Source organism: Williamsia sp. Y853 (assembly GCF_056786495.1).
This window is the reverse complement of the sequence record NZ_JBXCJC010000006.1, coordinates 126,422-146,816: the sequence shown is the minus strand read 5'-3', so window position 1 is coordinate 146,816 and position 20,395 is coordinate 126,422. Positions and strand designations below refer to the sequence as shown.

20 protein-coding genes and 1 riboswitch are annotated in these 20,395 nt (G+C 64.0%); of the genes, 13 read left to right on the top strand and 7 right to left on the bottom strand.

Annotation, left to right across the window (positions count from 1 at the left end):
- Positions 1-23: 23 nt before the first annotated feature.
- The gene (gene asnB / locus AC1TPF_RS26375; RefSeq protein WP_482142022.1) at positions 24-1,949 is read right to left on the bottom strand and encodes an asparagine synthase (glutamine-hydrolyzing); all 1,926 of its coding nucleotides are present in this window, start codon (positions 1,947-1,949) and stop codon (positions 24-26) included.
- Between the two features lie 233 nt (positions 1,950-2,182).
- Here asnB and ctaC point away from each other — a divergent pair, with 233 nt between their 5' ends.
- The 4 genes from ctaC to AC1TPF_RS26355 are packed head-to-tail and all read left to right on the top strand — an operon-like array spanning position 2,183 to position 4,562.
- Positions 2,183-3,259: an aa3-type cytochrome oxidase subunit II gene (gene ctaC, locus AC1TPF_RS26370; protein WP_482145770.1), complete on the top strand. Its 1,077-nt coding sequence runs from the start codon at positions 2,183-2,185 to the stop codon at positions 3,257-3,259.
- Positions 3,260-3,277: 18 nt separating this feature from the next.
- Positions 3,278-3,694, top strand: coding sequence for a cytochrome c oxidase subunit 4 (locus AC1TPF_RS26365; protein WP_482142024.1), 417 nt, complete (start codon positions 3,278-3,280; stop codon positions 3,692-3,694).
- Positions 3,649-4,242: a GNAT family N-acetyltransferase gene (locus AC1TPF_RS26360; RefSeq protein ID WP_482145769.1), complete on the top strand. Its 594-nt coding sequence runs from the start codon at positions 3,649-3,651 to the stop codon at positions 4,240-4,242. The genes AC1TPF_RS26365 and AC1TPF_RS26360 overlap by 46 nt, the downstream gene beginning before the upstream one ends.
- A 23-nt stretch (positions 4,243-4,265) precedes the next feature.
- Entirely contained in the window at positions 4,266-4,562 is a 297-nt protein-coding gene (locus AC1TPF_RS26355) for an antibiotic biosynthesis monooxygenase family protein (RefSeq protein ID WP_482145768.1), read from the top strand.
- Between the two features lie 204 nt (positions 4,563-4,766).
- Here AC1TPF_RS26355 and qcrB read toward each other — a convergent pair whose 3' ends face one another.
- Genes qcrB through ctaE form a run of 4 tightly spaced genes read right to left on the bottom strand, consistent with a single transcriptional unit; the run spans position 4,767 to position 9,141 of the window.
- A complete protein-coding gene (qcrB, locus tag AC1TPF_RS26350; RefSeq protein ID WP_482142027.1) occupies positions 4,767-6,383 on the bottom strand; it encodes a cytochrome bc1 complex cytochrome b subunit in 1,617 nt (538 codons plus the stop codon).
- Entirely contained in the window at positions 6,380-7,552 is a 1,173-nt protein-coding gene (qcrA, locus tag AC1TPF_RS26345; protein ID WP_482142028.1) for a cytochrome bc1 complex Rieske iron-sulfur subunit, read from the bottom strand. The genes qcrB and qcrA overlap by 4 nt, the downstream gene beginning before the upstream one ends.
- Positions 7,549-8,472 (bottom strand): cytochrome bc1 complex diheme cytochrome c subunit, encoded by a 924-nt coding sequence (gene qcrC / locus AC1TPF_RS26340; RefSeq protein ID WP_482142029.1) that lies wholly within the window; start codon positions 8,470-8,472, stop codon positions 7,549-7,551. The genes qcrA and qcrC overlap by 4 nt, the downstream gene beginning before the upstream one ends.
- A 57-nt stretch (positions 8,473-8,529) precedes the next feature.
- On the bottom strand, positions 8,530-9,141 hold the full coding sequence (ctaE, locus tag AC1TPF_RS26335; RefSeq protein WP_482142030.1) for an aa3-type cytochrome oxidase subunit III: 612 nt from the start codon (positions 9,139-9,141) through the stop codon (positions 8,530-8,532).
- Positions 9,142-9,289: 148 nt separating this feature from the next.
- Between ctaE and AC1TPF_RS26330 the strand changes: the two genes are divergently transcribed.
- Together AC1TPF_RS26330 and trpD are read left to right on the top strand one after the other, a co-directional pair.
- A complete protein-coding gene (locus tag AC1TPF_RS26330) occupies positions 9,290-9,748 on the top strand; it encodes a hypothetical protein (protein WP_482145767.1) in 459 nt (152 codons plus the stop codon).
- 107 nt (positions 9,749-9,855) lie between these two features.
- Positions 9,856-10,905 (top strand): anthranilate phosphoribosyltransferase, encoded by a 1,050-nt coding sequence (gene trpD / locus AC1TPF_RS26325; RefSeq protein ID WP_482145766.1) that lies wholly within the window; start codon positions 9,856-9,858, stop codon positions 10,903-10,905.
- A 49-nt stretch (positions 10,906-10,954) separates the two neighbouring features.
- Here trpD and AC1TPF_RS26320 read toward each other — a convergent pair whose 3' ends face one another.
- A complete protein-coding gene (locus tag AC1TPF_RS26320; RefSeq protein ID WP_482142033.1) occupies positions 10,955-11,230 on the bottom strand; it encodes an Lrp/AsnC family transcriptional regulator in 276 nt (91 codons plus the stop codon).
- A gap of 20 nt (positions 11,231-11,250) precedes the next feature.
- On the bottom strand, positions 11,251-13,002 hold the full coding sequence (locus AC1TPF_RS26315; protein WP_482145827.1) for a DEDD exonuclease domain-containing protein: 1,752 nt from the start codon (positions 13,000-13,002) through the stop codon (positions 11,251-11,253).
- A gap of 599 nt (positions 13,003-13,601) precedes the next feature.
- Positions 13,602-13,785: riboswitch (cyclic di-AMP (ydaO/yuaA leader) on the top strand.
- Positions 13,786-13,800: 15 nt separating this feature from the next.
- Between AC1TPF_RS26315 and AC1TPF_RS26310 the strand changes: the two genes are divergently transcribed.
- The 7 genes from AC1TPF_RS26310 to AC1TPF_RS26280 all read left to right on the top strand — a co-directional run bounded on the left by AC1TPF_RS26310 (position 13,801) and on the right by AC1TPF_RS26280 (position 20,379).
- Positions 13,801-14,385 carry a C40 family peptidase gene (locus AC1TPF_RS26310; protein ID WP_482142034.1) on the top strand — a complete coding sequence of 195 codons (585 nt, stop codon included), beginning with the start codon at positions 13,801-13,803 and terminating at the stop codon, positions 14,383-14,385.
- Positions 14,386-14,635: 250 nt separating this feature from the next.
- Positions 14,636-15,652: a C40 family peptidase gene (locus AC1TPF_RS26305; protein WP_482145826.1), complete on the top strand. Its 1,017-nt coding sequence runs from the start codon at positions 14,636-14,638 to the stop codon at positions 15,650-15,652.
- Positions 15,653-15,660: 8 nt separating this feature from the next.
- Positions 15,661-17,064: a hypothetical protein gene (locus tag AC1TPF_RS26300; RefSeq protein ID WP_482145765.1), complete on the top strand. Its 1,404-nt coding sequence runs from the start codon at positions 15,661-15,663 to the stop codon at positions 17,062-17,064.
- Positions 17,065-17,068: 4 nt separating this feature from the next.
- A complete protein-coding gene (locus AC1TPF_RS26295) occupies positions 17,069-18,193 on the top strand; it encodes a glycosyltransferase family 4 protein (RefSeq protein WP_482145764.1) in 1,125 nt (374 codons plus the stop codon).
- A 76-nt stretch (positions 18,194-18,269) separates the two neighbouring features.
- On the top strand, positions 18,270-18,698 hold the full coding sequence (locus AC1TPF_RS26290) for an SRPBCC family protein (protein WP_482145763.1): 429 nt from the start codon (positions 18,270-18,272) through the stop codon (positions 18,696-18,698).
- On the top strand, positions 18,695-19,132 hold the full coding sequence (locus AC1TPF_RS26285) for an SRPBCC family protein (protein ID WP_482142038.1): 438 nt from the start codon (positions 18,695-18,697) through the stop codon (positions 19,130-19,132). Before AC1TPF_RS26290 ends, AC1TPF_RS26285 begins: the two co-directional genes overlap by 4 nt.
- Positions 19,129-20,379 (top strand): ArsA family ATPase, encoded by a 1,251-nt coding sequence (locus tag AC1TPF_RS26280; protein WP_482145825.1) that lies wholly within the window; start codon positions 19,129-19,131, stop codon positions 20,377-20,379. Before AC1TPF_RS26285 ends, AC1TPF_RS26280 begins: the two co-directional genes overlap by 4 nt.
- Positions 20,380-20,395 lie beyond the last annotated feature (16 nt).

Sequence of the window (20,395 nt, the reverse complement as noted above, 5' to 3'; positions counted from 1 at the left end):
CGGATTTGTTCTCACGATGTTCGCTAGAGCCGGACCGGGTACTGGTGATCCTCGATCTGCGGCACGATGCTGCCTTCGACGAAGATCCCGTGCCACACCATGAAGATGAGAACGGTCCACAACCGACGGCTGTTGTCGACCGCGCCGGTGCGGTGCTCGTTGAGCATTGTGCGGATCGCATCCTTGTTCAGGATGTGGTCGGTCTGCGAGTTCTCGATCGTCTCATGCGCCCAGTCGTACAGTTCCGTGCCGCGCAACCAATGCCGTACGGGCACAGGGAAACCCAGCTTCTTGCGATGCAGGACGTGCGCCGGGACGATCTGTTCGAGCGCTTTGCGAAGCGCGTATTTGGTCGTGCCGTGGGAGATCTTCTCCTCGTACGGCAGGCCCTCGGCCACGCGGAGTACCTCGGAGTCGAGGAACGGCACCCGCAGTTCGAGTGAGTTGGCCATCGTCACCTTGTCGGCCTTGACGAGGATGTCGCCACGCAGCCACGTGAACAGGTCCAGATGCTGCATCCGGGCCACCGGATCCCAGCCGCGTGAGGTCGCGTAGATCGGGGCCGTCACGTCGGTGTGGGTCCACTCGGGACGGAAATCCTTGAGCACGGCCCGAAGTCGGGCGTCGTCGAAGCTCCTGGCGTTGCCGTAGTAGCGGTCCTCGAGGGTCATGGACCCGCGATGCAGCAGGCTCTTCCCCCGTTTACCTTCCGGGATCCGATCCGACAATCGGCCGGCTGCAGCCCGCAGGCCGCGGGGCAGACGTTCGAAAGGCTTGAGCGACAACGGCTCTTTGTAGATGGTGTAGCCGCCGAACAGTTCGTCGGCGCCCTCGCCGGACAAGACGACCTTGACGTGTTTGCGCGCTTCCTTGGCCACGAAGTACAGCGGGATCAGTGAGGGGTCGGCCACCGGATCGTCCAGGTACCACACGATTTCCGGAATCGCGGCGACGAACTCGGCCGGTCCGACGACCTTCACGATGTGTTTGGCGCCGATGGCCGCGGCAGATTCCGCGGCGACGTCGACCTCCGAATAGCCTTCCCGTTCGAACCCGGTGGTGAAGGTGATCAGGTCGGGGTTGTGCTTGATGGCGAGTGCGGCGATCGCCGTCGAGTCGATACCTCCGGACAAGAACGAGCCCACCGTGACATCGGCGCGCATGTGCTTGGCGACGGAATCGGAGAGCACTTCGGCGATCTCGTCGTAGCGGGCCTGCTCGCTGCCCTTGGTGAACGGGCGCACGGCGAACTGCGGTGTGAAGTACCGGTAGACCTTGGGCATCTGGCCGGGTCGCAGGGTCGCGTAGCTGCCGGACTCGAGTCGGCGGATGCCGGCATGCAACGTCTCGGGCTCCGGGACGTACTGCAGCACGGTGTAATGCTGGATCGCGCGGCTGTCGAGGGAATCGGCGACGCCGATGCGATCGATCAGCTCGAGCAGGCTCTTCTTCTCACTGCCGAAGATGGTGCCGCCCGAACCCGTCGCGATGAACAGCGGCTTGATGCCGAACGGATCCCGGGCCAGGAACAGTGACCGATCCTCGGTGTCCCAGATGGCAAACGCGAACATTCCTCGCAATCGGGAAACCGAATCCGGACCCCAGTGATGGAAGGCCGCGACAATCGCCTCGCCGTCGCCCTCGGTACGGAACTCGGCACCCTCATCCTCGGCCAACTGGGCGCGGATCTCCAGGTAGTTGTAGATCTCGCCGTTGAAGACGAGTGCATACCGTTCGGGGTTCTCCGGTGGACCCCAGCGCAACGGCTGATGCGAGTGCTCGATATCGATGATCGAGAGCCGATTGAAGCCGAAAACCAGGTCGGAATCATGCCAGGTGCCCGGTTCGTCAGGTCCTCGATGTCGCATGCAGTGCAACGCAGATGCGACCAGATCAGCTGACTCGGCGGCCGATGCGTCGCTAGACAGCAGACCTAACAGACCACACACGAAATTGCCTCAATTCGTCCAGGGACGGGGTACAGAACACGCCCGAGTATGCCGCAATCGGGAGTAGCGCCGCGTGCGCGGCCCGGGTTGGGTGGTCCGTCGGCGGCACCGCGGGACACGAACCCAAACCCCGATACGAATGTGAGCCGGGCTTGGTCTACGCTGCGTAGTACACGAGCTACCAATCGTGGAGAGCGTTGTGACTGTTTCCAGTCAGGGCAGGGTAGGAAGGCGTGAAATTGGCACACGGTGGGCAACCTCCGGCATCGACCAAGCGTCAGCACCGCGGACGTCGAATCAAGCAGATAAGCGCAGCCTTGTTCCTAGGCGTTGGCGCACTGATGCTGTCGAGCTGCAGCGCTGAAGAAGCGTTGCGATTCGGTTGGCCAAAGGGCATTACGCCCGAGGCCGAAGACATGCGGCATCTATGGACGTGGTCGGTGATCTCGGCCCTCATCATGGGTGTTCTGGTGTGGGGTCTGACATTTTGGACCATTACGTTCCATCGCCGTAAGGCAGGACAAGACGAGTTCCCGCGTCAGACGGCATATAACGTCCCGTTGGAACTGACCTACACCGCGATTCCTTTTGTGATCATCGCGGTCCTCTTTTACTTCACGATCATCGTGCAGAACAAGGTCGAGGCGAAGCAGCCCGATCCTGCAGTGGTGGTCGACGTGACCGCATTCCAGTGGAACTGGAAGTTCGGTTACCGAACCGTTCGTTTCGAGGACGGTCAGATTTACGACGGCTCCGAAGCCGACGGGAATCCGTACGACCAGCAGGTCCCGGAGGGCGAGCACCCAGAAGAGTCGGGCGATGAGCACGATGCGCCGTTCCAGGCTCTCGAGAATGACGTTCGGTCGTACCTGAAGTTCGACAAGATCGAGACACTGGGTACCTCGGACGAGATTCCGGTCCTGGTGCTGCCGACCGATCGTCGTATCGAGTTCGAGATCGCGGCGACCGACGTCGTCCACTCGTTCTGGGTTCCGGAGTTCCTCTTCAAGCGGGACGTCATGCCGTTCCCGAAGGAAAACCACTCGGACAACCGCTTCCAGGTCAGCGAGATCGACCGTGAGGGTGCGTTTGTGGGACGTTGCGCGGAGATGTGCGGCACGTACCACTCGATGATGAACTTCGAGGTTCGTGCGGTCAGCCCGGCGAAGTTCGACGAGTACATCAAGTTCCGCGAAGCCAACCCCAACGCGACCAATGCTGAGGCGCTCAAGGCGATTGGTGAGGATCCGCTTGCGATCACCACCAAGCCCTTCGACACCAAGCGCGGCACGCAGACCGCGCCGAACTAGTCACGGAGAAGCTACGAGATGCATATTGAAGCGCGGATCTTCGAGATCCTCACCGGATTCTTTTTCGCAGTGGGCGTGGCGTACGGGTTGGCCACCGGACTGACCAGTAAGAACGTCGAATGGGTTGGCGTCACCGGACTCGTCATGACCGGTGGTCTGGCCATGCTGGTTGGCACCTACTTCCGCTTTGTCGCTCGCCGGGTGGACATCCGCCCGGAGGACTACGAAGACGCGGAGGTGTCCGACGGCGCGGGCGAGCTGGGCTTCTTCAGCGCCGGCAGCTGGTGGCCGATTATGATCGCCGCCGGTGCCGCACTGTTCGCCGTCGCACTCGCGTTCGGGCAGTTCTGGCTTGTTGCGTTTGCCGCGGTCTGCATCATCGGTGCGGTGTGCGGTCTGGTGCTCGAGTACCACGTCGGACCCGAAAAGCACTGACAACAATAATCAGCACTCAGCTCCCAGGTCCGCAGGTTCAACTGCGGCACACCTGGGAGCTGAGTGCTTTCTGGCGTACGGCGATCCGAGCGCTTCTCGACCGGGCCTTCGACGGCGACTTCACCGACGCCGACTTCGATCACGCGCTCGGGGGAGTCCACGCGATGATCACCGACGGTGAAGTGGTGATCGGTCATGCCGCGGTGGTGGCCCGGTCGATCGCCCATGACGGCCGCGCATACCGGGTGGGCTACGTCGAGGCGGTGGCGACTGATCCAGACCGACAGCGCCAAGGCATCGGTGACCGCTTGATGAGCGCCGTAGAGGGCGTGATCGACGGCGCCTACGACTTCGGTGTCCTGGGGGCCAGTGATGCCGGTCTGCGCCTCTACCGAGCACACGGCTGGGTTCCATGGACCGGCCGGTTGTCGGCGATGACTCCGCACGGGTTGATCAAGACCCCTGAAAGCGCCGTTCACGTCTACGGACGGTCAACACCGGTGTCCGGTGAACTGACATGCGATTGGCGCTGCGGCGAGCTCTGGTGACCTGCGCAGGCATGATTGGTTCGATGATCATCGAACATGCGGTCCTACAGGTTCGCCCGGGTATGAGCGAGGATTTCCGTACCGCTTTCTCTGACGCGAGGAACATCATTGCCGGGATGCCCGGATTCGGTGGTCTGACGCTGTCGCAGTGCGTCGAAGATCCGGATCGCTACCTTCTGCTCGTGCAATGGGAGTGGGTGGAGCATCACACCGAGGGCTTCCGCGGGTCGCCGGCTTACCAGCAGTGGCGAGACCTGTTGCATCACTTCTACGAACCTTTTCCTGTCGTTCAGCACTATTCGCAGCTGGACACTGCGTAGTCGCGTGCGTGACCAACGGCCCGATGAAGGTCCGAGGGAACAACGCCCGTCGATACAGTTGGCAGGATGATCGTGGCGACCACGGTGTGCGACGGGACAACGGTGGGGTAGGGGAGTGCCGCTGCCGTCTGCAGCGACAGACCGTCCGCACATACAACAAGAGCCGGACCGCAATTGCGGTCCGGCTCTTGTCTATTGGCCGTGTCAGTCGACGAAGGGATCTCCGCCGCGCTCTTGCAGCGCGCGCAGGGCGTCCTTCTCGTCGTGATGTGCCTTCTTTTCGAGCGCGACGTTGCGAGCCTGCTCTTCGGCGGGGTCGGCGATCAGCAGTGAACCGGTACCTGGTTCGCCGGCGGAGCCGAGCTTGTTCATCCGCTTCGGGAGCGCAGCACCCTCGTACGGCAACGGAATCGGATGTCCGTGGTCGTCGACAGGTCCCAGCGGCTGGTGCAGCTCGATGAACTCACCGTGCGGCAGACGCATGATGATGCCGGTTTCGATGCCGTGCTCGAGCACTGCCCGGTCGCTGCGCTGCAATGCCAGAGCCCAGCGGTAGGCGATGTAGTACGCCAGCGGCGGGACGATGATCAGCCCGATACGGCCCATCCACGTGGTTGCGTTCAGCGAGATGTGGAACTTGTAGGCGATGATGTCGTTCATGCACGACAGCGTGAGGATGATGTAGAACGAGAGCGCCATCGCGCCGACCGCGGTCCGCACCGGCACGTCACGCGGCCGCTGCAACAGATTGTGGTGAGCGGTATCGCCCGTCAGCTTCTTCTCGATGAACGGGTACGTGAACATGAGCCCGAACACGATCGTCAGCACCACAACGACCCAGAAGATGGCCGGGATCGTGTACGCGTTGCCGAAGTAGATCTCCCACGCAGGCATCAGTCGAGCCAGACCATCGGTCCACATCATGTAGATGTCGGGCTGAGAGCCTGCCGAAACGTGCGCCGGGTTGTAAGGCCCGATCGCCCACACAGGGTTGATCTGGAACAGACCCGCGATGATCGCCAGGATGCCGAACGTGACGGCGAAGAATGCACCCGACTTGACTGCGAACACCGGCAGGATCCGGACACCGACAACATTGGTCTCGGTGCGGCCGGGGCCGGGGAACTGGGTGTGCTTCTGGTACCAGACGAGCGCCAGGTGAGCACCGATGAGCGCCAGGATGATTCCCGGGAACAACAGGATGTGCAGGACGTACAGGCGCGGAATGATGATGTCGCCGGGGAACTGTCCACCGAACAATGCCCAGTGGATCCAGGTTCCGACAACCGGGATGCCCAGGACGATGCCCGACATCGCGGCGCGAACACCGGTGCCCGAGAGCAGGTCGTCGGGGAGCGAGTATCCGAAGAAGCCTTCGAACATCGCCAGCACCAGCAAGAAGCAGCCGATGACCCAGTTCGCCTCACGCGGACGCCGGAAAGCGCCGGTGAAGAAGATGCGGGCCATGTGGATGATGATCGACGCCGCGAAGAGCAGCGCTGCCCAGTGGTGGATCTGCCGGACGAAGAGTCCGCCACGGACCTCGAACGAGATGTCGAGTGTGGTGGCGTACGCCTGGGTCATCATGACGCCGTTGAGCGGTTCGTAGGACCCGTTGTAAATGACCTCGGACATCGACGGATCAAAGAAGAACGTCAGGTAGACGCCCGAGATCAGCAGGATGATGAAGCAGTACAGCGCGATCTCACCGAGCAGAAATGACCAGTGCGTGGGGAAAACCTTGTTGATCTGGCGGCGAATACCTGCCGCCATGTGATACCGGGAATCTACAGCCTCGGCCTGCTGTCCGATCTTGCTCATGGCTTGTCCTTCCCCTGGCCGCGTTCCCAGAACGCCGGGCCTACGGGCTCGATGAAGTCACCGGCAGCCACCATGAAGCCCTGCTCGTTGACCGAGATCGGCAACTGCGCGAGAGCACGGGCGGCAGGACCGAAGATCGGTTTCGCGTATTCGAGGGCGTTGAACTGTGACTGGTGGCACGGGCACAAAATACGGTTTGTTTGCTGCTCGAACAGTGATGTCGGGCAGCCGAGATGCGAGCAGACCTTCGTGTACGCGTAGTAGTCGCCGTAGTTGAAGCTCTCCTGGCCTTGACGTTTGATCGCCTTGGCGGCGTCGTTGGGGCGCAGACGGATCAACATGACCGGGTTGCTGACGCCACGAAGACTCTCGATCAGCTTGTGACGTGACTCTTCGGTCTCACCGGTTCCGTCGGACACCCGCCACGGGAACACGGTCTCCATGCCTCCGGCGTCGATATCCTCGGGACGAACCAGGACCACTGACATCGGATTGCCGTTGTCGCGTCGCAAGAAGACCGTCTCGTTGGGATCTTCGGGCGAGTTGTAGATCGGCGACCAACCGGTGTTCCACAGCGGTGCCTTCTTGCCGAGTGCCCACGGGTTCTTGATGAAACCGCCGAGCATTGCGACGACGCCGGTCAGGGCGAAGGCGCCGAGGCCGAACAGACCGGCACGCTTGATCGCCTTGCGGCGGGGGAGCGTGGAGGTGTTCAGCGAATCGGCGAACTCTGCGGCGATGGTCCGCTTGTCGACCTCGGCGGAACCGCCGTCGTGGCGGTCCTGGACCGAGATCTCTTCAGGGATGAATCGCTTGGTGAACTGCACGGCGCCGATACCGAGAGAGAGGATCGACAGACCGAAGGTGAAACCGATGAGCGGGGTGTTGAGGATGTACGCCATGTAGTTGTCACCATCGGGCATCACGAATTCCCAGTGGTTGAACAGGAAGATGATCAAGCACGCGAGGGCCGAAACCCCGGCGAGTGCGAACCAGAATGCGACTGTGCGCTCGGCCCGCTTCTCCGCCTTGGTACCCGGCTCGGGGAAACGCTCCCGGCGGTGGATGACCTCCACGCCGTCGAGGTTCGTGCCGAGCTTGACCAACTCGTCGTGGCTCATCGCATCCAGCTCATCCGGGGTCGGATCTGGTTTCTGCTGGTCGGTCATCTACGTGATCCAATCCACATCGTGCCGGCGACAACAGCAACCGCGCCGACGAACCACATGAACATGCCTTCGGACACCGGGCCGAAGCCGCCGAGTCCGTAGCCGCCTGGGTCCTTCGCCGTGGTGGCGTACTTGACGTAGCCGATGATGTCGCGCTTTTCGTTGTCGGTCAGCTGCCGGTCAGAGAACTTGGGCATGTTCTGAGGTCCGGTGAGCATGGCGGTATAGATTTCCTGCTCGTTCGGCGCGTCGAGGGCGGGCGCGAACTTGCCCGACGACAGCGCACCTCCACGGCCGGTGAAGTTGTGGCATGAGGCGCAGTTCAGGCGGAACAGCTCACTGCCGCGTCCGATGTTGTCGCCCCGCAGAGCACCCTGCTCGATGACCGGGTAGCCGTTCTCGAAGATGACGTTTCCGTCGGCGTCCTTGGCGTAGACCACCTGCGGGCCACCACCGATGGACTGGATGTAGGCGCCGAGCTGGTCGATCTGGGCCTGGGTGAACTTGCTCGGCTTGCGGACGATCTGGGCTTCGCCGCGGACCGCCGGCATACGGCCGGAGGACACCTGGAAGTACACCGCCGCATCGCCGACGCCCACCAGTGACGGACCGCGATCGGCAACACCTTCGAGGTTCGCGCCGTGGCACGTGATGCAAGAGGTCTCGTAGAGCTTCTTGCCGTCTTGGACCAGTGCGGCAGTGGAGTCACTGTCCGCTTTGGCGACCTGGGCTTCAGGCGTGATGGCTGCGGCCAGTCCGCCGGCGACAACCAGACCTGCCAACAGGAGAAGAGCTCCGGAGGCGCGACGACGCAATTTGCGGCGCGACTTGGATTTCTTGGCGTCTGTGCGACCGGTGCCCTCGCTCAGGGCACCCGTTTCCGAATCCCCGGGTGAGGTGGGTGGGGGAGATGAACTCATCTGTATCTCTCTGCTTAGCGGACTGACTTTGCCTGTGCCAAAAGACTGTTTCGGCCGTTACCGAATGAAGTAGATGGTCGCGAAGAGCGCGATCCAGACGATATCGACGAAGTGCCAGTAGTACGAGACGACGATCGCGGCGGTGGCCTGTGCCGGGGTGAACTTGCTGAGCCGGGTACGGAGCAACAAGATGACGAAGGCAACGAGGCCGCCGATCACGTGCAGGCCGTGGAAGCCCGTAGTGATGTAGAAGACCGAACCGTAGGCACTCGACGAGAGCGTGGTGCCCTCGTGGACCATGTGGTAGTACTCGTAGCCCTGTCCGGCGACGAAGAACGCGCCCATGATCAGGGTGATGGTGTACCACCGTCGGAGACCGAAGACATCGCCCCGCTCGGCGGCAAAGACGCCGAGCTGACATGTCACCGAGGAGAGAATCAGCACGGCGGTCACGGGGATCGCCAGTGTCAGATTGAGCTCGGTGGGCTCCATCGGCCAATTGCCGTAGTTTCCGGCTCGTGCCACGAAATACATCGCGAACAATCCGGCAAAGAACATCAGCTCGCTCGAAAGCCACACAATGGTGCCAACGCTGACCATGTTCGGTCGGTTCAGCGAGTGCACGCGCTGGGTGATAGCTGATCCTGTGGGTGCTGCAGCGCTAGTCACCAGAGAAGTATGACGGTTCGTAGTAAGCCCTGACTACTCGGGTCCAGATTTTTTTCAGCCCCGATGCGGCGGCGCTGGTAGTGGCACTGAAACGGTTCGCTGCGGCGTGTCCAAGATGTTGTTCAGGGCCACCTGAGAGGCTGGTGGGGTGGCACGTGATGTGAATGGCAATCCGATCGAGGTCCCCCGCTGGCGGCGACTGACAAGTCCTCTCGGGGGCGGGCGAAAGTCCAACGGGGAGTTGTCGGTCGACGACTCTTCGTTGACAATCACCGCCGAGAGTTTCGACGATGCGGAGGCGGCGTCGACGACCCTGTCCGCCTCACAGTGGGTCGCCGACGAACAGTCCGTGTTGCGGCACCTGCTGGTGGTGTCCGAAGATTCGGTCGAAACGGTCATCGGGTTGGCCGCGCAGGACCACTATCGACGTGTATCGGCGGACGTTCCGCACTCGGTCGAGATCGCCGCGGGACAGATCGTCGTGGCGTTGGCGCGGGTGCAATTGATCGATGCCCTGCACGTATCTCAGGAGCGCTCGCGCATGGCGGGGCTCGCGCAGCGTCACGGTGGGACAGTCATTGCCTGGCAGGTGCTGCAGCCGCGTTGACGGCTGGTGTTGTCGCAACAGGTGCTGCGGCCGCGTTAGGGCTCTTGTCGTTGCAGTGATGGAAGCCTAGGTGGTCGTTACGGTTGGGCAGTGGATACTCTTTTCGCGTGACCCACTCCGATGCGCAGGCCCGCAGCTGGCCTCAGGTACTTGGAGTCCTGGCCGATGGCCGGGACCTGACCGCTGACGGCGCCGAGTGGGCGATGAACGAGATCATGTCGGACAACGCGACGCCGGCGCAGATCGCCGCATTCGGTGTGGCACTGAAGATCAAGGGGCCGGTCGCCGCCGAATTGCGTGGTCTCGCCGATGCCATGCTCAGCCACTCGACGGTGGTTCCGACGTCCGTGGCCTGTGTCGACATCGTCGGCACCGGTGGTGATCGCTCGAATACCGTGAACATCTCGACGATGACAGCTGTTGTCGTCGCGGCTGCCGGTGTGCCGGTGATCAAGCACGGCAACCGGGCCGCGACCTCGAAGAGTGGTGGCGCCGATGTGCTGGAGGCGCTGGGTGTGAACATCGCGCTGACGGCCGACGGCGTCAGCCGGTGTGTTGCGGAAGCCGGTATCGGATTCTGTTTTGCCCCGGTCTTCCATCCGGCGTTGCGTTTTGCTGCCGCACCGCGCAAGGAGATCGGCATCCCCACGGTCTTCAATGTGCTGGGTCCATTGACCAATCCGGCACGGCCGACGAGCGGGCTTGTCGGTTGTGCTTTCGCCGATCTGGCGCCGGTGCTGGCACAGACCTTTGTGGAGCGCGGCGATTCAGTGCTCGTGGTCCGCGGCGACGACGGCCTCGACGAGTTCACCACCACGTCGACCTCGACGGTGTGGCAGGCATTCGACGGTACGGTGCGCAAACAGACGGTGGATCCGACGACGCTCGGGTTGGCCCGGGTGCAACTGTCGGCACTACAGGGTGGGGATGCCGAACACAACGCCGCCGTCGCGCGGGAGGTCTTCGCCGGCGGGACGGGACCTGTCCGGGATGCGGTGCTGCTCAACGCCGCCGGCGCACTGGCCGCGTACCGTCCGCAACCCGATGTCGATCTGCACGAGCAGTTACGTCAGCACATGGCCGTGGCCGCGGCAGCAATCGATTCGGGTGCTGCCGCAGCACGGCTGGCCGATTGGGTCCGCGTCAGCAACGCCTGACCCGACTCTTGGGCGAGATCACTCGCCGCCCGGATCACTCGCCGCCAGATCACTCGCCGATGGAGAAGCCCGCGTCGACGTCGGCGCTCGAATAGCTCTTGAACGCGATATGGGTTGCGGTGTGCTTGACCCCGGGGAGCCGGCTGATGGATTCGGTGACCACGTCGGCGATCTTCTCGTGGTCGCGGACTCGGAGTTTGGCGATCAGGTCGACGTCCCCTGCGCACGAATAGACCTCGGTGACACCGGGGATGTCGGCGACCGCTTGCGCAGTTTCGGGGATCTGGTGGACATCGGTCTGAATCAGGACGATCGCGGTAATCATGGATTCAGACTAGTGCCGGATCAGGTCTGATCGATATCGATGGTGCGATGTGCCGAACCGACGAGTTCCCGCCACTGCGCCCACCGTCCGGCGCCGTGTCTCGGGAGGCTGAATCCGCTTGTGGCGCAGACAATTCGAACGCCAGGACTGGTGAGCCACCGAAAGACGAGGGCGGCTTCCTCCGGCGCGGCGCCGCAGAGTGGTCCGGTCGCGGGGATCACGGTCTCGGCCGAGGCGGCGAGCAACTCGACCACCGGCATCGGAGAGACTCCGCGGACCGCGACCCCGGCGCTGGCCAGGCGCCCGTGACGGATGACGGCAAGGTCCCAGCCACCACGCCCGTCGGGTGCGGCGGCCACGAGTTCGGAGATCCTGGCAAGCGCGGCGAGGCGCTGACAGCGTTCGAGATGGGCGATGAGTTGATCGAGGCGGTCGCGCAGGCGGGCGGCGTTCTCGAACAGTTCTGCCTCGGACAGGGTGGTCAGTCGATCCAGCGCGGCCAGGACGGGTGCATCGCTGCGTCCGGAGAGCAGGTCGGCCACAGCCTGCGCCCGCCGGCTGTAGGCGTCGGCGTCCACCGATTCGGCGGTCGCGCCATGGCAGCCGCCGACGATCCGCCTGCCGTCTGGCCCGACCTCACACTGATGTAGACCGTCAGCGCGCAGCGGGGTCCGGCAGGTGCGCAGTTCGCAGAGCTCGGAGATGAGGTCGGCGATGTCGTAGGCGACGGTCCGCGATCGGACCGGACCCAGAGCCACTGTCGTTGGGGTGCGGCTCACCTTCAGGCGCGGAAACGGCTCGTCGGTGAGGCAGAGCCACCAACCGCGGTGGGGGAACTTGGACCGGCGGTTGTATGGCGGGGCATGGGCGCCGAGCAGGCGCAGTTCCCGGACCCCGGCCTCGATGCGGTGCGCGCATTGCACATGATCGACGCGGGTGGCCAGATCCACCATCTCCCGGATGCGGGTGCGGGTCTCCGAGCCGGTGAAATAGCTGCGCACGCGCCGCCGCAGATCGACCGCGGTCCCTATATATAGGACTTCGTCCGACGGGCCGCGGAAAAGATAGACACCGGGCTCGGCAGGCAAGTTATCGGACAGGACTCTCTTGCTGCGGGTCGCTGCCGAGATCCCGGGGAGGTAGTCGCGCAATTCTCTATATGTATGGATGCCCTGGTTGCCGACCCGCTCGAACAAGCGGTGCAGTACCTCCACTGTGGCGCGGGCGTCGTCGAGTGCTCGGTGGGTGGGGCGGGTCTGTACGGCGAACAATGCGGCGAGGGCGGAGAGTTTCACCGTGGGCGCCTCCTCGCGGGTCAACACCCGTCTGGCGAGCTTCACGGTGCACAGCACCCGGTTGAAGTTCCACGGATGACCGAGTTCGGTGGCGGCAGCGCGAAGGAAGCCGACGTCGAATCGTGCGTTGTGCGCCACGATCACCGAATCCTGAGCGAATTCCAGGAATGCCGGGAGCACCTGATCGATGGTCGGTGCCCGGTAGACCATCGCTTCGGTGATCCCGGTCAACCGGACGATATGCGGGGGAATGCCGCGTTGGGGATCGACGAGCGTCGCAAAGTCGCCGAGTATCTCGCCGCCGCGGATCTTGACCGCACCGATCTCGGTGATGCGATCGTCGGTGGGACTGCCGCCAGTGGTCTCGAGGTCGACAACAACAAAGGTTGTCTCCCGCAGAGGTTGGTCGTCCGGATGCGCCATAGTCGGGTCGTCAAACGACATCTGAGCCCCAACAGCCTCATCAACACCACTCATAACACTCACGTCGCGAACACTAGTTCGAGCCTCCGACAACGTTGGGATGTTTCCGGCCGCAGGGAGCGGGGTAAAAGATCCGGGATGTCTTGTCGGATGGTGCCGCTAGCGTCGCGATCGATGTAACAAAAGCCGGCTCATCTCGGCTCCGGGTAAACCCTGAGGGCCCCTGAGATCGAGATGAGTGGCCCAATGAGACGGAGATCACATTGCTCATCGAATGCAGCACCTGCCCGGGTCGTCCAGTTGAGTGTGACGGCTGCATGATGACGGTTTTCATGGGTCCCGTAGGGGTCCGGAGCAGCGAGGATGCGGAAGTTCGCTGTGATGAATTCGTTATTGATCACGAGGCCCGCCTCGAGGATGCAGTGGCGATGTTCCGCGCCGCGGGCATGCTCGCGAAGTCTGACACTCACGATCATCGCGTAAGGCCCGGCGCAGGTGGGGGCCACTTTTCGGGGCAGAATCAGCCCCAATTGTGGGCTGTGTAACACGACACGCCGGGGGACCTCTGTCGTCCTTCCGGTGGACATTCGTCGCCACGGTTTCGTAACCTTTCTGAGACCTTGCGAAAGCGTTCACTCCATCCGGAGCGAATCGTGAGGTCGCCGCTTAATCACCAACACGGTGAACCGGGGAACCATCTGATGCAGACCACAAGTCCGCATTTGGGGTGAATCCCATCGAACCCTGAGGTCTCAACGACTTTGCGGGTTCACCGGGTAGGGCCATCTTCCGGCCCGAATCCGACAGCTAACTCGGTCAGCGGATAGGGAAGAAACAAGGAGATCTCGCTTCGTGGCGAAACATCGTTTGAACAAGGAAAGCCGTGGGGCCAAGAGTGCCCGCGGTGCACTCATTGCCGGTTCGATCACACTCGGCACCCTGGGTATCGCCGCAGCGCCTGCCTTTGCCGCACCGGTGACAGTTCCCGGTGTCGGAACTTTCGACATCCCGGGTGTGACCCCGGAAATGATTCCGAATGAGCTGAAGCCGGAGAACCTTCTCCCCGGCGTCGCCGCTGCACCCGCACCCGTCAAGGCTGCCGGTCAGGTCGCTGCGGACGCCGCAGTCAGCAAGATCGGTTCGCCGTACGTCTACGGCGCAGCCGGCCCCAGTGCTTTCGATTGCTCGGGTCTCGTCTACTGGGCGCATCAGCAGGCCGGTCAGACCATTCCTCGTGACAGCTACGGCCAGCTCGGCGGAGGCACCAGCGTCAGCGCTGCGGACGCCCAGCCCGGCGACGTCGTGATCTACAACGGTGGCGGCCACGCCGGCATCTACATCGGTGGCGGTGAAGTTGTGCACTCTTCCACCGAGGGTGTGCCCGTCGCGCGTATGGCTATCAACGGTCAGTCGATCGTGGACATCCGCCACTACTGAGCAACCAGAACTGAATAGGCCATCGGGCGGGTCCGCATCCTTGCGGTCCCGCCCGACGGCATCCGGCCACCGGTGCGGCGGGTGAGGTCTGGCGATTCACATCGTCGGCCCATGCGCGCTGTGTAGCCTGGCCGGGTTGGTCAATTGCAGTGCAAGGGGATTGGTCGTCGGGTGACCGTCGACCAGAGTTGTGAACGTCGGTTAACGAGGAGTTGTCAAAGTCGTGGTGCGTGAGGGATATGCCGCCGTGATGCGGACTGCCGTTGCCGGAGTGGTCGTGGCGTTGGCGGTCACGCTGGGCGCCGGTGCGCAGGCAAGTGCCGAGCCTGCTCCGCAGAGCCCCGACGTGATGCTCGCCGATTACACGAAACTTGGGCGTGAAGCCGAGCAGGCCACCGAGGCGATCCACACGGCCACCATCGAACTGGGCAAGCAGCGCGAGGCCGTTGCGACGGCGACCAAGGACACCGAGGCGGCCGTGGCCAACCTCGCGGCACTCGACGAGCAGGCCGAAGGTCTCCAGGGCGCAGTTGATGCGCTCGTCACCGCCAGTTACAAGGGTGCGCGGGTCAACCGTCTCTACGCGGTGCTGGTCAGTGATTCGCCGCAGTCGCTCCTCGATCAGATGGCCGGCCTGGAGATGATCTCGCGGCAGACCGTCGAGGACGTCAAGAGGTTCACGACCGCGAAGACCAAGGCAGAGAATGCCGAGAAGGCCGCGTCTGATGCCAAGCTCAAGGCCGAAGCCGCCGTGGCCACCGCGGAGAAGACCAGCGCCGACCTGCAGGCCCAGCAGAGTGAGCGCGTCTTCAAGGCGACCGAGATCCGGGCCATGTATCAGGCACTCACCGGCAAGCAGCTCGCCGAACTCGCCGGTGGGAGCGTCGACTTCGACCCGAAGCTGCTGCCGGCGGGCGCCGCCCCTGAAGTGGTCGCGGTCCGTGCGGCGATGACCCGGGTCGGCGATCCGTACGTCTGGGGCGCCACCGGCCCCGACCAGTTCGATTGCTCGGGACTGATGGTCTGGGCATATAAGCAGGCCGGTAAGACGTTGCCGCGGTCGAGCCAGGCCCAATTGGCCGGTGGAACCCAGGTCTCCCGCGACGACATGCGTCCAGGCGATCTGATCATCTACTACCCCGACGCAACCCACGTGGGCATGTACATCGGCAACGGGTACGTGATCCACGCGTCGACCTTCGGTGTGCCCGTGGCGGTTGTCCCGGTCGACAAGGGCGGCCCGTTCAACTCTGCCCGTCGGTACTGACCATCTCGGTGCGCAAGGGATTGGCTGCCCTCGCTCCACGGACCCGCCGGATCATCTGGGTGGTCGTTGCTCTGGCGCTTGTCGCTGTTGTGGCGGTCGCGGCCACCGTCATTTTCCGTGACTCATCCCAGGATTCGGTATCAGATCCCGCTGCACCCGCTGCGCGTCCGGCAAATCCGTATGAGCAGGCGCGAACGCTCGGGGTCACATTGACCCTGCAGGCCTATACCGATGCGTTGCGCAATGCCGAACCGGCCGCGGCGCTGGCACAACTCGACCCGTCCGCCGACCTCGCCCTGCGCACCCAGGCCGAGCTCAGTGCCGCCGGCGTCGGCGATCTGCCGTTGACGACCTTCGAGTACCGGCTGTCCGAGCGTCGCGATTTCGAACGGATGGTGCCTGCGCAGATCCAGGAGACACTCGACGCCGCAGGCAGTGTCGATTCCTGGGTCGCACCGGTCCAGCTGCGATATGCCTACGCGGGTATCGACGCCAAGGCCGTGGTGGTGGACATCCCGATGGTCATGGCCCAATATCCCGACGGCTGGCGGATTGTCGCCGAAGCCGCACCACTGTTCGGCGAGCCCCCGGCGCCGGGTCAGGTGTGGCAGTTCCCGGATCCCGGTTCCCAGCAGGTCGCAACCGATCCCGGCGAGTCGCTGGTACTCACCAACGGCAGCGACCGCCGATTCACCAAAGAGATTGCGCGGCAGCTTCCGGCCGCGGTCACTGCGGTGAGCCGGTTCTGGGGGACGAAGTGGCCGCAGAGTGCCGGGGTGGTCGCCGCGGCGACCGACGACGAGTTCCGTTCGCTGACAGGGGCATCTCCCGGCGATGCCGACGCCGCTGCCGCTGTCACGGTGTTCTCCGGGATCGACCGACCGGACGGGGCCGCGCCGACCGCCATCGGCCAGCGCGTGGTGTTCACTCCGCAAGCAGCGCAACTCGATTCCGCGGACCTGGCCGTGGTCTTGCGCCACGAGGTGTTCCATGTGGCGGCGCGCACGGCCACCGCGGAGAACGCCGCCATCTGGATCACCGAGGGCGTCGCAGAGTATGTCGGCCGCAGCGGGACCTACACGGACCTGGCGCAGGCGGCTCCGGCCCTGGCCGCGGAGATCGCGGGCTCGGGGCCACCGGAAGATCTGCCGAGCGATGCCGATTTCTCGCCGAGCAATCCCGATGCGGCCGTGTCGTATCAATCGGCCTGGTCGGTGGCGGCCTTCATCGCCGAGACGTTCGGCGAGGACAAGCTCCGGAACTTTTACGTCGCCCTTGCCGGTGCCGACCAGCCGTTGGACCCCGCACTGGTGGTGGCGGCCCAGGACACCGCGTCCGCAGTGGTGCTGAGGATCTCGCGCGAAGAACTGGTGCGGCAATGGCGCGATTGGCTCACCGCGCAGATACGGTGAGCTGATGCACCGGACCCTGTTGGTCACCAACGACTTTCCACCCCGGCAAGGGGGTATCCAGTCGTACCTACAGAATCTGGTCGATCGGCTTCCGGCCGGCGACATCGTCGTCTATGCGCCTCGCTGGCGTGGGGACAGTCATATCCGCTTCGATGCTGAGCAGCCCTATGAGGTGGTCCGGCATCCGACCACGTTGATGCTGCCGACGCCCGTGGTTGCCCATCGGGCCGCCGAATTGGTTCGCGCGCACCAGGTGGACACCGTGTGGTTCGGTGCGGCAGCGCCGCTGGCGACGCTGGCCGGTGCGGTTCGCCGGGCCGGCGCCAGTCGGGTGGTCGCCAGTACCCATGGTCATGAGGTGGGCTGGTCGATGTTGCCCGTCGCCCGCCAGACACTTGGCATGATCGGCCGCAACACCGACTTGATCACCTACGTGAGCAAGTACACGCGGGCCCGTTTTGCCGCCGCATTCGGCCCGCAGGCGGCGCTGGAGCATCTGCCGCCCGGTGTCGATGTCGACCGGTTCGCGCCGGACCCGGTTGCGCGCCAGGCATTTCGGGAGCGACTCGGGCTTGGCGACGCGCCGACCATCCTGTGTCTGTCACGGCTCGTCCCGCGTAAGGGGCAGGACGTGCTGATCCGGGCACTGCCGCAGGTCCGCGAAGCGATCGAGGGGGCCACCCTGGTGATCGTCGGCGGCGGGCCCTATGCGAAACGACTTCGTGAGCTGGCGGCCGAGACCGGCATGGCCGACCATGTCCTGTTCACCGGCTCGGTCGCGGCCGAGGAGTTGGCGAGTTACCACAACATCGCGGATGTTTTTGCGATGCCTGCCCGCACGCGGGGCCGTGGATTGGACGTCGAAGGCCTCGGCATCGTGTATCTCGAGGCCTCGGCGACCGGGGTGCCGGTGATCGCGGGCGACTCGGGCGGCGCACCCGAGACCGTCCGCGAGGGCGAGACCGGGCTGGTGGTGGACGGACGTTCGGTATCGCAGGTCGCTCAGGCCCTGACAACTGTTCTGGGCAACCCGGAGCTGCGCGAAGCAATGGGTCGTGCCGGGCGCGAGTGGGTGTGTTCCCGCTGGAAATGGGAGCACATGGCAAGCCGTCTGGGGCATCTGCTGTGACCGCACAGGGGCGGCGCTGCGGGGTCAAGGCAGGGTTTGTGGTCGGGTCGCGAAGCCGATATGTGAAGCTATTGCGGTGACCAGCATTCAGGTTGCCGATGAGACATTCATCGCGGCGCCACCCGAGAGCGCGACGGCGGTGATTGCCGACCGCGAAAACTGGCGTCGTTGGTGGCCCGACCTGCGACTGACCGTTGTCGAGGATCGGGCGGAGCAGGGCGTGCGCTGGACCGTGGCAGGCCCGTTTGCCGGTACCAGCGAGCTCTGGCTCGAGCCGGTGCTCGACGGCTTTGTCATGCACTACTTTCTGCATGCCGAACCGACCGGCGAGCTTCCCACGCAGCCGCGGGCCCGCATGGACGCGGTGGCCAAACTCAATCACCGGCGACGGGTTGCCGGGCGGGCGATGGCCTTTGAGGTCAAGGACCGGCTCGAGCGGGAGCGTCATGTCGGGGGGCCGGCGGCGGCAGCGGTGGTTCTGGACGGACACGGAGCCGGAAGATGACCGACCGCACTGAGCAATCGATCGTCATCAACGCCGACGCCGAGAACATCATGGCGGTGATCGCCGACTTCGAGAAATATCCGCAATGGGTGTCGGCGGCTCGTGAGGTCGAGGTCGTGAAGTCCGGTGCCGACGGCCGCGCCGAGCACGTGCGGTTCGTCCTCGACGCCGGTGTCCTCAAGGACAGGTACGAGCTCAGCTATGACTGGTCCACCGACGGGTATTCGGTCACCTGGGATTTGATCACGAGCGAACTGCAGACCGCCCAGCACGGACGGTATTCGCTTGTGCAGCAGGCGCCCGGCTCGACAAAGGTGACCTACGAGTTGACGGTGGATCTGGCAATCCCGATGATCGGGGCACTCAAACGTCGCGCCGAGAAAGCCATCACCGACGCCGCACTCAAGGAACTCAAGAAGAGGGTCGAAGACTGATCGATCTAGCGCCCATCCACCTCGTCCTGGGACCGGGTGGCACCGGAACGTCGACGGTCGCCGCCGCCGGTGCAGTAGGTGCGCGTCGATCCGGCGACGGTCGGTCCGAATCTGGCCGCCGCGGTAAGACACTGGTCGTGTCGCTGGACCGGTTTCATGTCATGTCCGGGATCTTCGGAGTGTTTTCTGTTCCGGGCCAGACGATTCCGGCCTCGCAACAGGTCGACCTCCTGGAGCTCGACACGCTCGCCATGCTGGCGGACACCTGGGGCATGATCCGGGACGCACTGGCCACCGGGGCGTTGACCGGTACCGCGGTTCCCGGATCCGAAGCGGTGCTGGCGGGCCTGGATCCCGAAGAGATCCTCGGGATGCCCGGGGTGGAATCGCTCCTCGCGTTGCGACGTATCCGCGATGAGGCGGCCTCTGGTCAGTGGTCACGCGTGGTCGTCGACACATCCGGTGCGACCGACGCATTCGAACTGTTCCGCGTCCCGCAGATGGTGGCCGACACCATCGAGCGACTCTGGCCCCGCCATCGTCGGCTGGGTGCGGCGACCGACAACACCCGGATCGCGCGTGTGGTCGCGGTACTCGATGCCCTGATCCGCGATTGTTCCGACATCGATGACCTGCTGTTCGATTCTTCGGGGGTCAGCGCCCACCTGGTGGTCGGGGCCGACGACCACGGAGTGCTGGCAGCTCGCCGGTACCAGGCCGTGCTGCAAGTGATGGGTCTGCCGTTGACCTCTGTTCTGGTCAACCGGCTCATGCCGGAGACAGGTGCGGCCGCGAAATCGACAGCGGATTGGTTCGCCCGTAAATCCGCCGATCAGCGCGCCTGCGTCGAACAGCTGCGGGAGATCGGTGGCGAGGCCGAATTGATTTGCCTTCCTTGGCTTTCCGAACCCATTGATTCAGTGATCCGAATGCGTGAGCTCGGGGCGTCACTGGAGGCTCGGCCGATGAGTCCGGTCGGCCCGCGGGCCGCCGACGTGGCCCGGGAGTCAGGGACCGGTGTCGATTCGGTGTATCGGATGCGGTGGCGGCAGTCGCTGCCCGACCCGTCCGGCCTCCGATTGGGCCGTAGTGGAGACGACTTGATGGTCACCGTCAGCGGCGTCCGGCAACGGGTCCGATTGCCTTCGGTGCTACGCCGGTGCGTGGTTGTGGGCGCTCATTGGGATGATGGGTTCATGACCGTGCGGTTCCGGCCCGATCCTGATCTGTGGCCGAGTCAGTCATAGATACGTAAGAATGGCG

Excerpts from the sequence above, each read along its gene's own strand:
- AC1TPF_RS26365 (WP_482142024.1), top strand. The coding sequence starts at position 3,278 with ATGCATATTGAAGCGCGGATCTTCGAGATCCTCACCGGATTCTTTTTC.
- AC1TPF_RS26305 (WP_482145826.1), top strand. The coding sequence starts at position 14,636 with ATGCGGACTGCCGTTGCCGGAGTGGTCGTGGCGTTGGCGGTCACGCTG.
- AC1TPF_RS26295 (WP_482145764.1), top strand. The coding sequence starts at position 17,069 with ATGCACCGGACCCTGTTGGTCACCAACGACTTTCCACCCCGGCAAGGG.
- AC1TPF_RS26355 (WP_482145768.1), top strand. The coding sequence starts at position 4,266 with ATGATCATCGAACATGCGGTCCTACAGGTTCGCCCGGGTATGAGCGAG.
- qcrB (WP_482142027.1), bottom strand. The coding sequence starts at position 6,383 with ATGAGCAAGATCGGACAGCAGGCCGAGGCTGTAGATTCCCGGTATCAC.
- qcrA (WP_482142028.1), bottom strand. The coding sequence starts at position 7,552 with ATGACCGACCAGCAGAAACCAGATCCGACCCCGGATGAGCTGGATGCG.
- AC1TPF_RS26320 (WP_482142033.1), bottom strand. The coding sequence starts at position 11,230 with ATGATTACCGCGATCGTCCTGATTCAGACCGATGTCCACCAGATCCCC.
- qcrC (WP_482142029.1), bottom strand. The coding sequence starts at position 8,472 with ATGAGTTCATCTCCCCCACCCACCTCACCCGGGGATTCGGAAACGGGT.
- AC1TPF_RS26315 (WP_482145827.1), bottom strand. The coding sequence starts at position 13,002 with ATGAGTGGTGTTGATGAGGCTGTTGGGGCTCAGATGTCGTTTGACGAC.
- AC1TPF_RS26285 (WP_482142038.1), top strand. The coding sequence starts at position 18,695 with ATGACCGACCGCACTGAGCAATCGATCGTCATCAACGCCGACGCCGAG.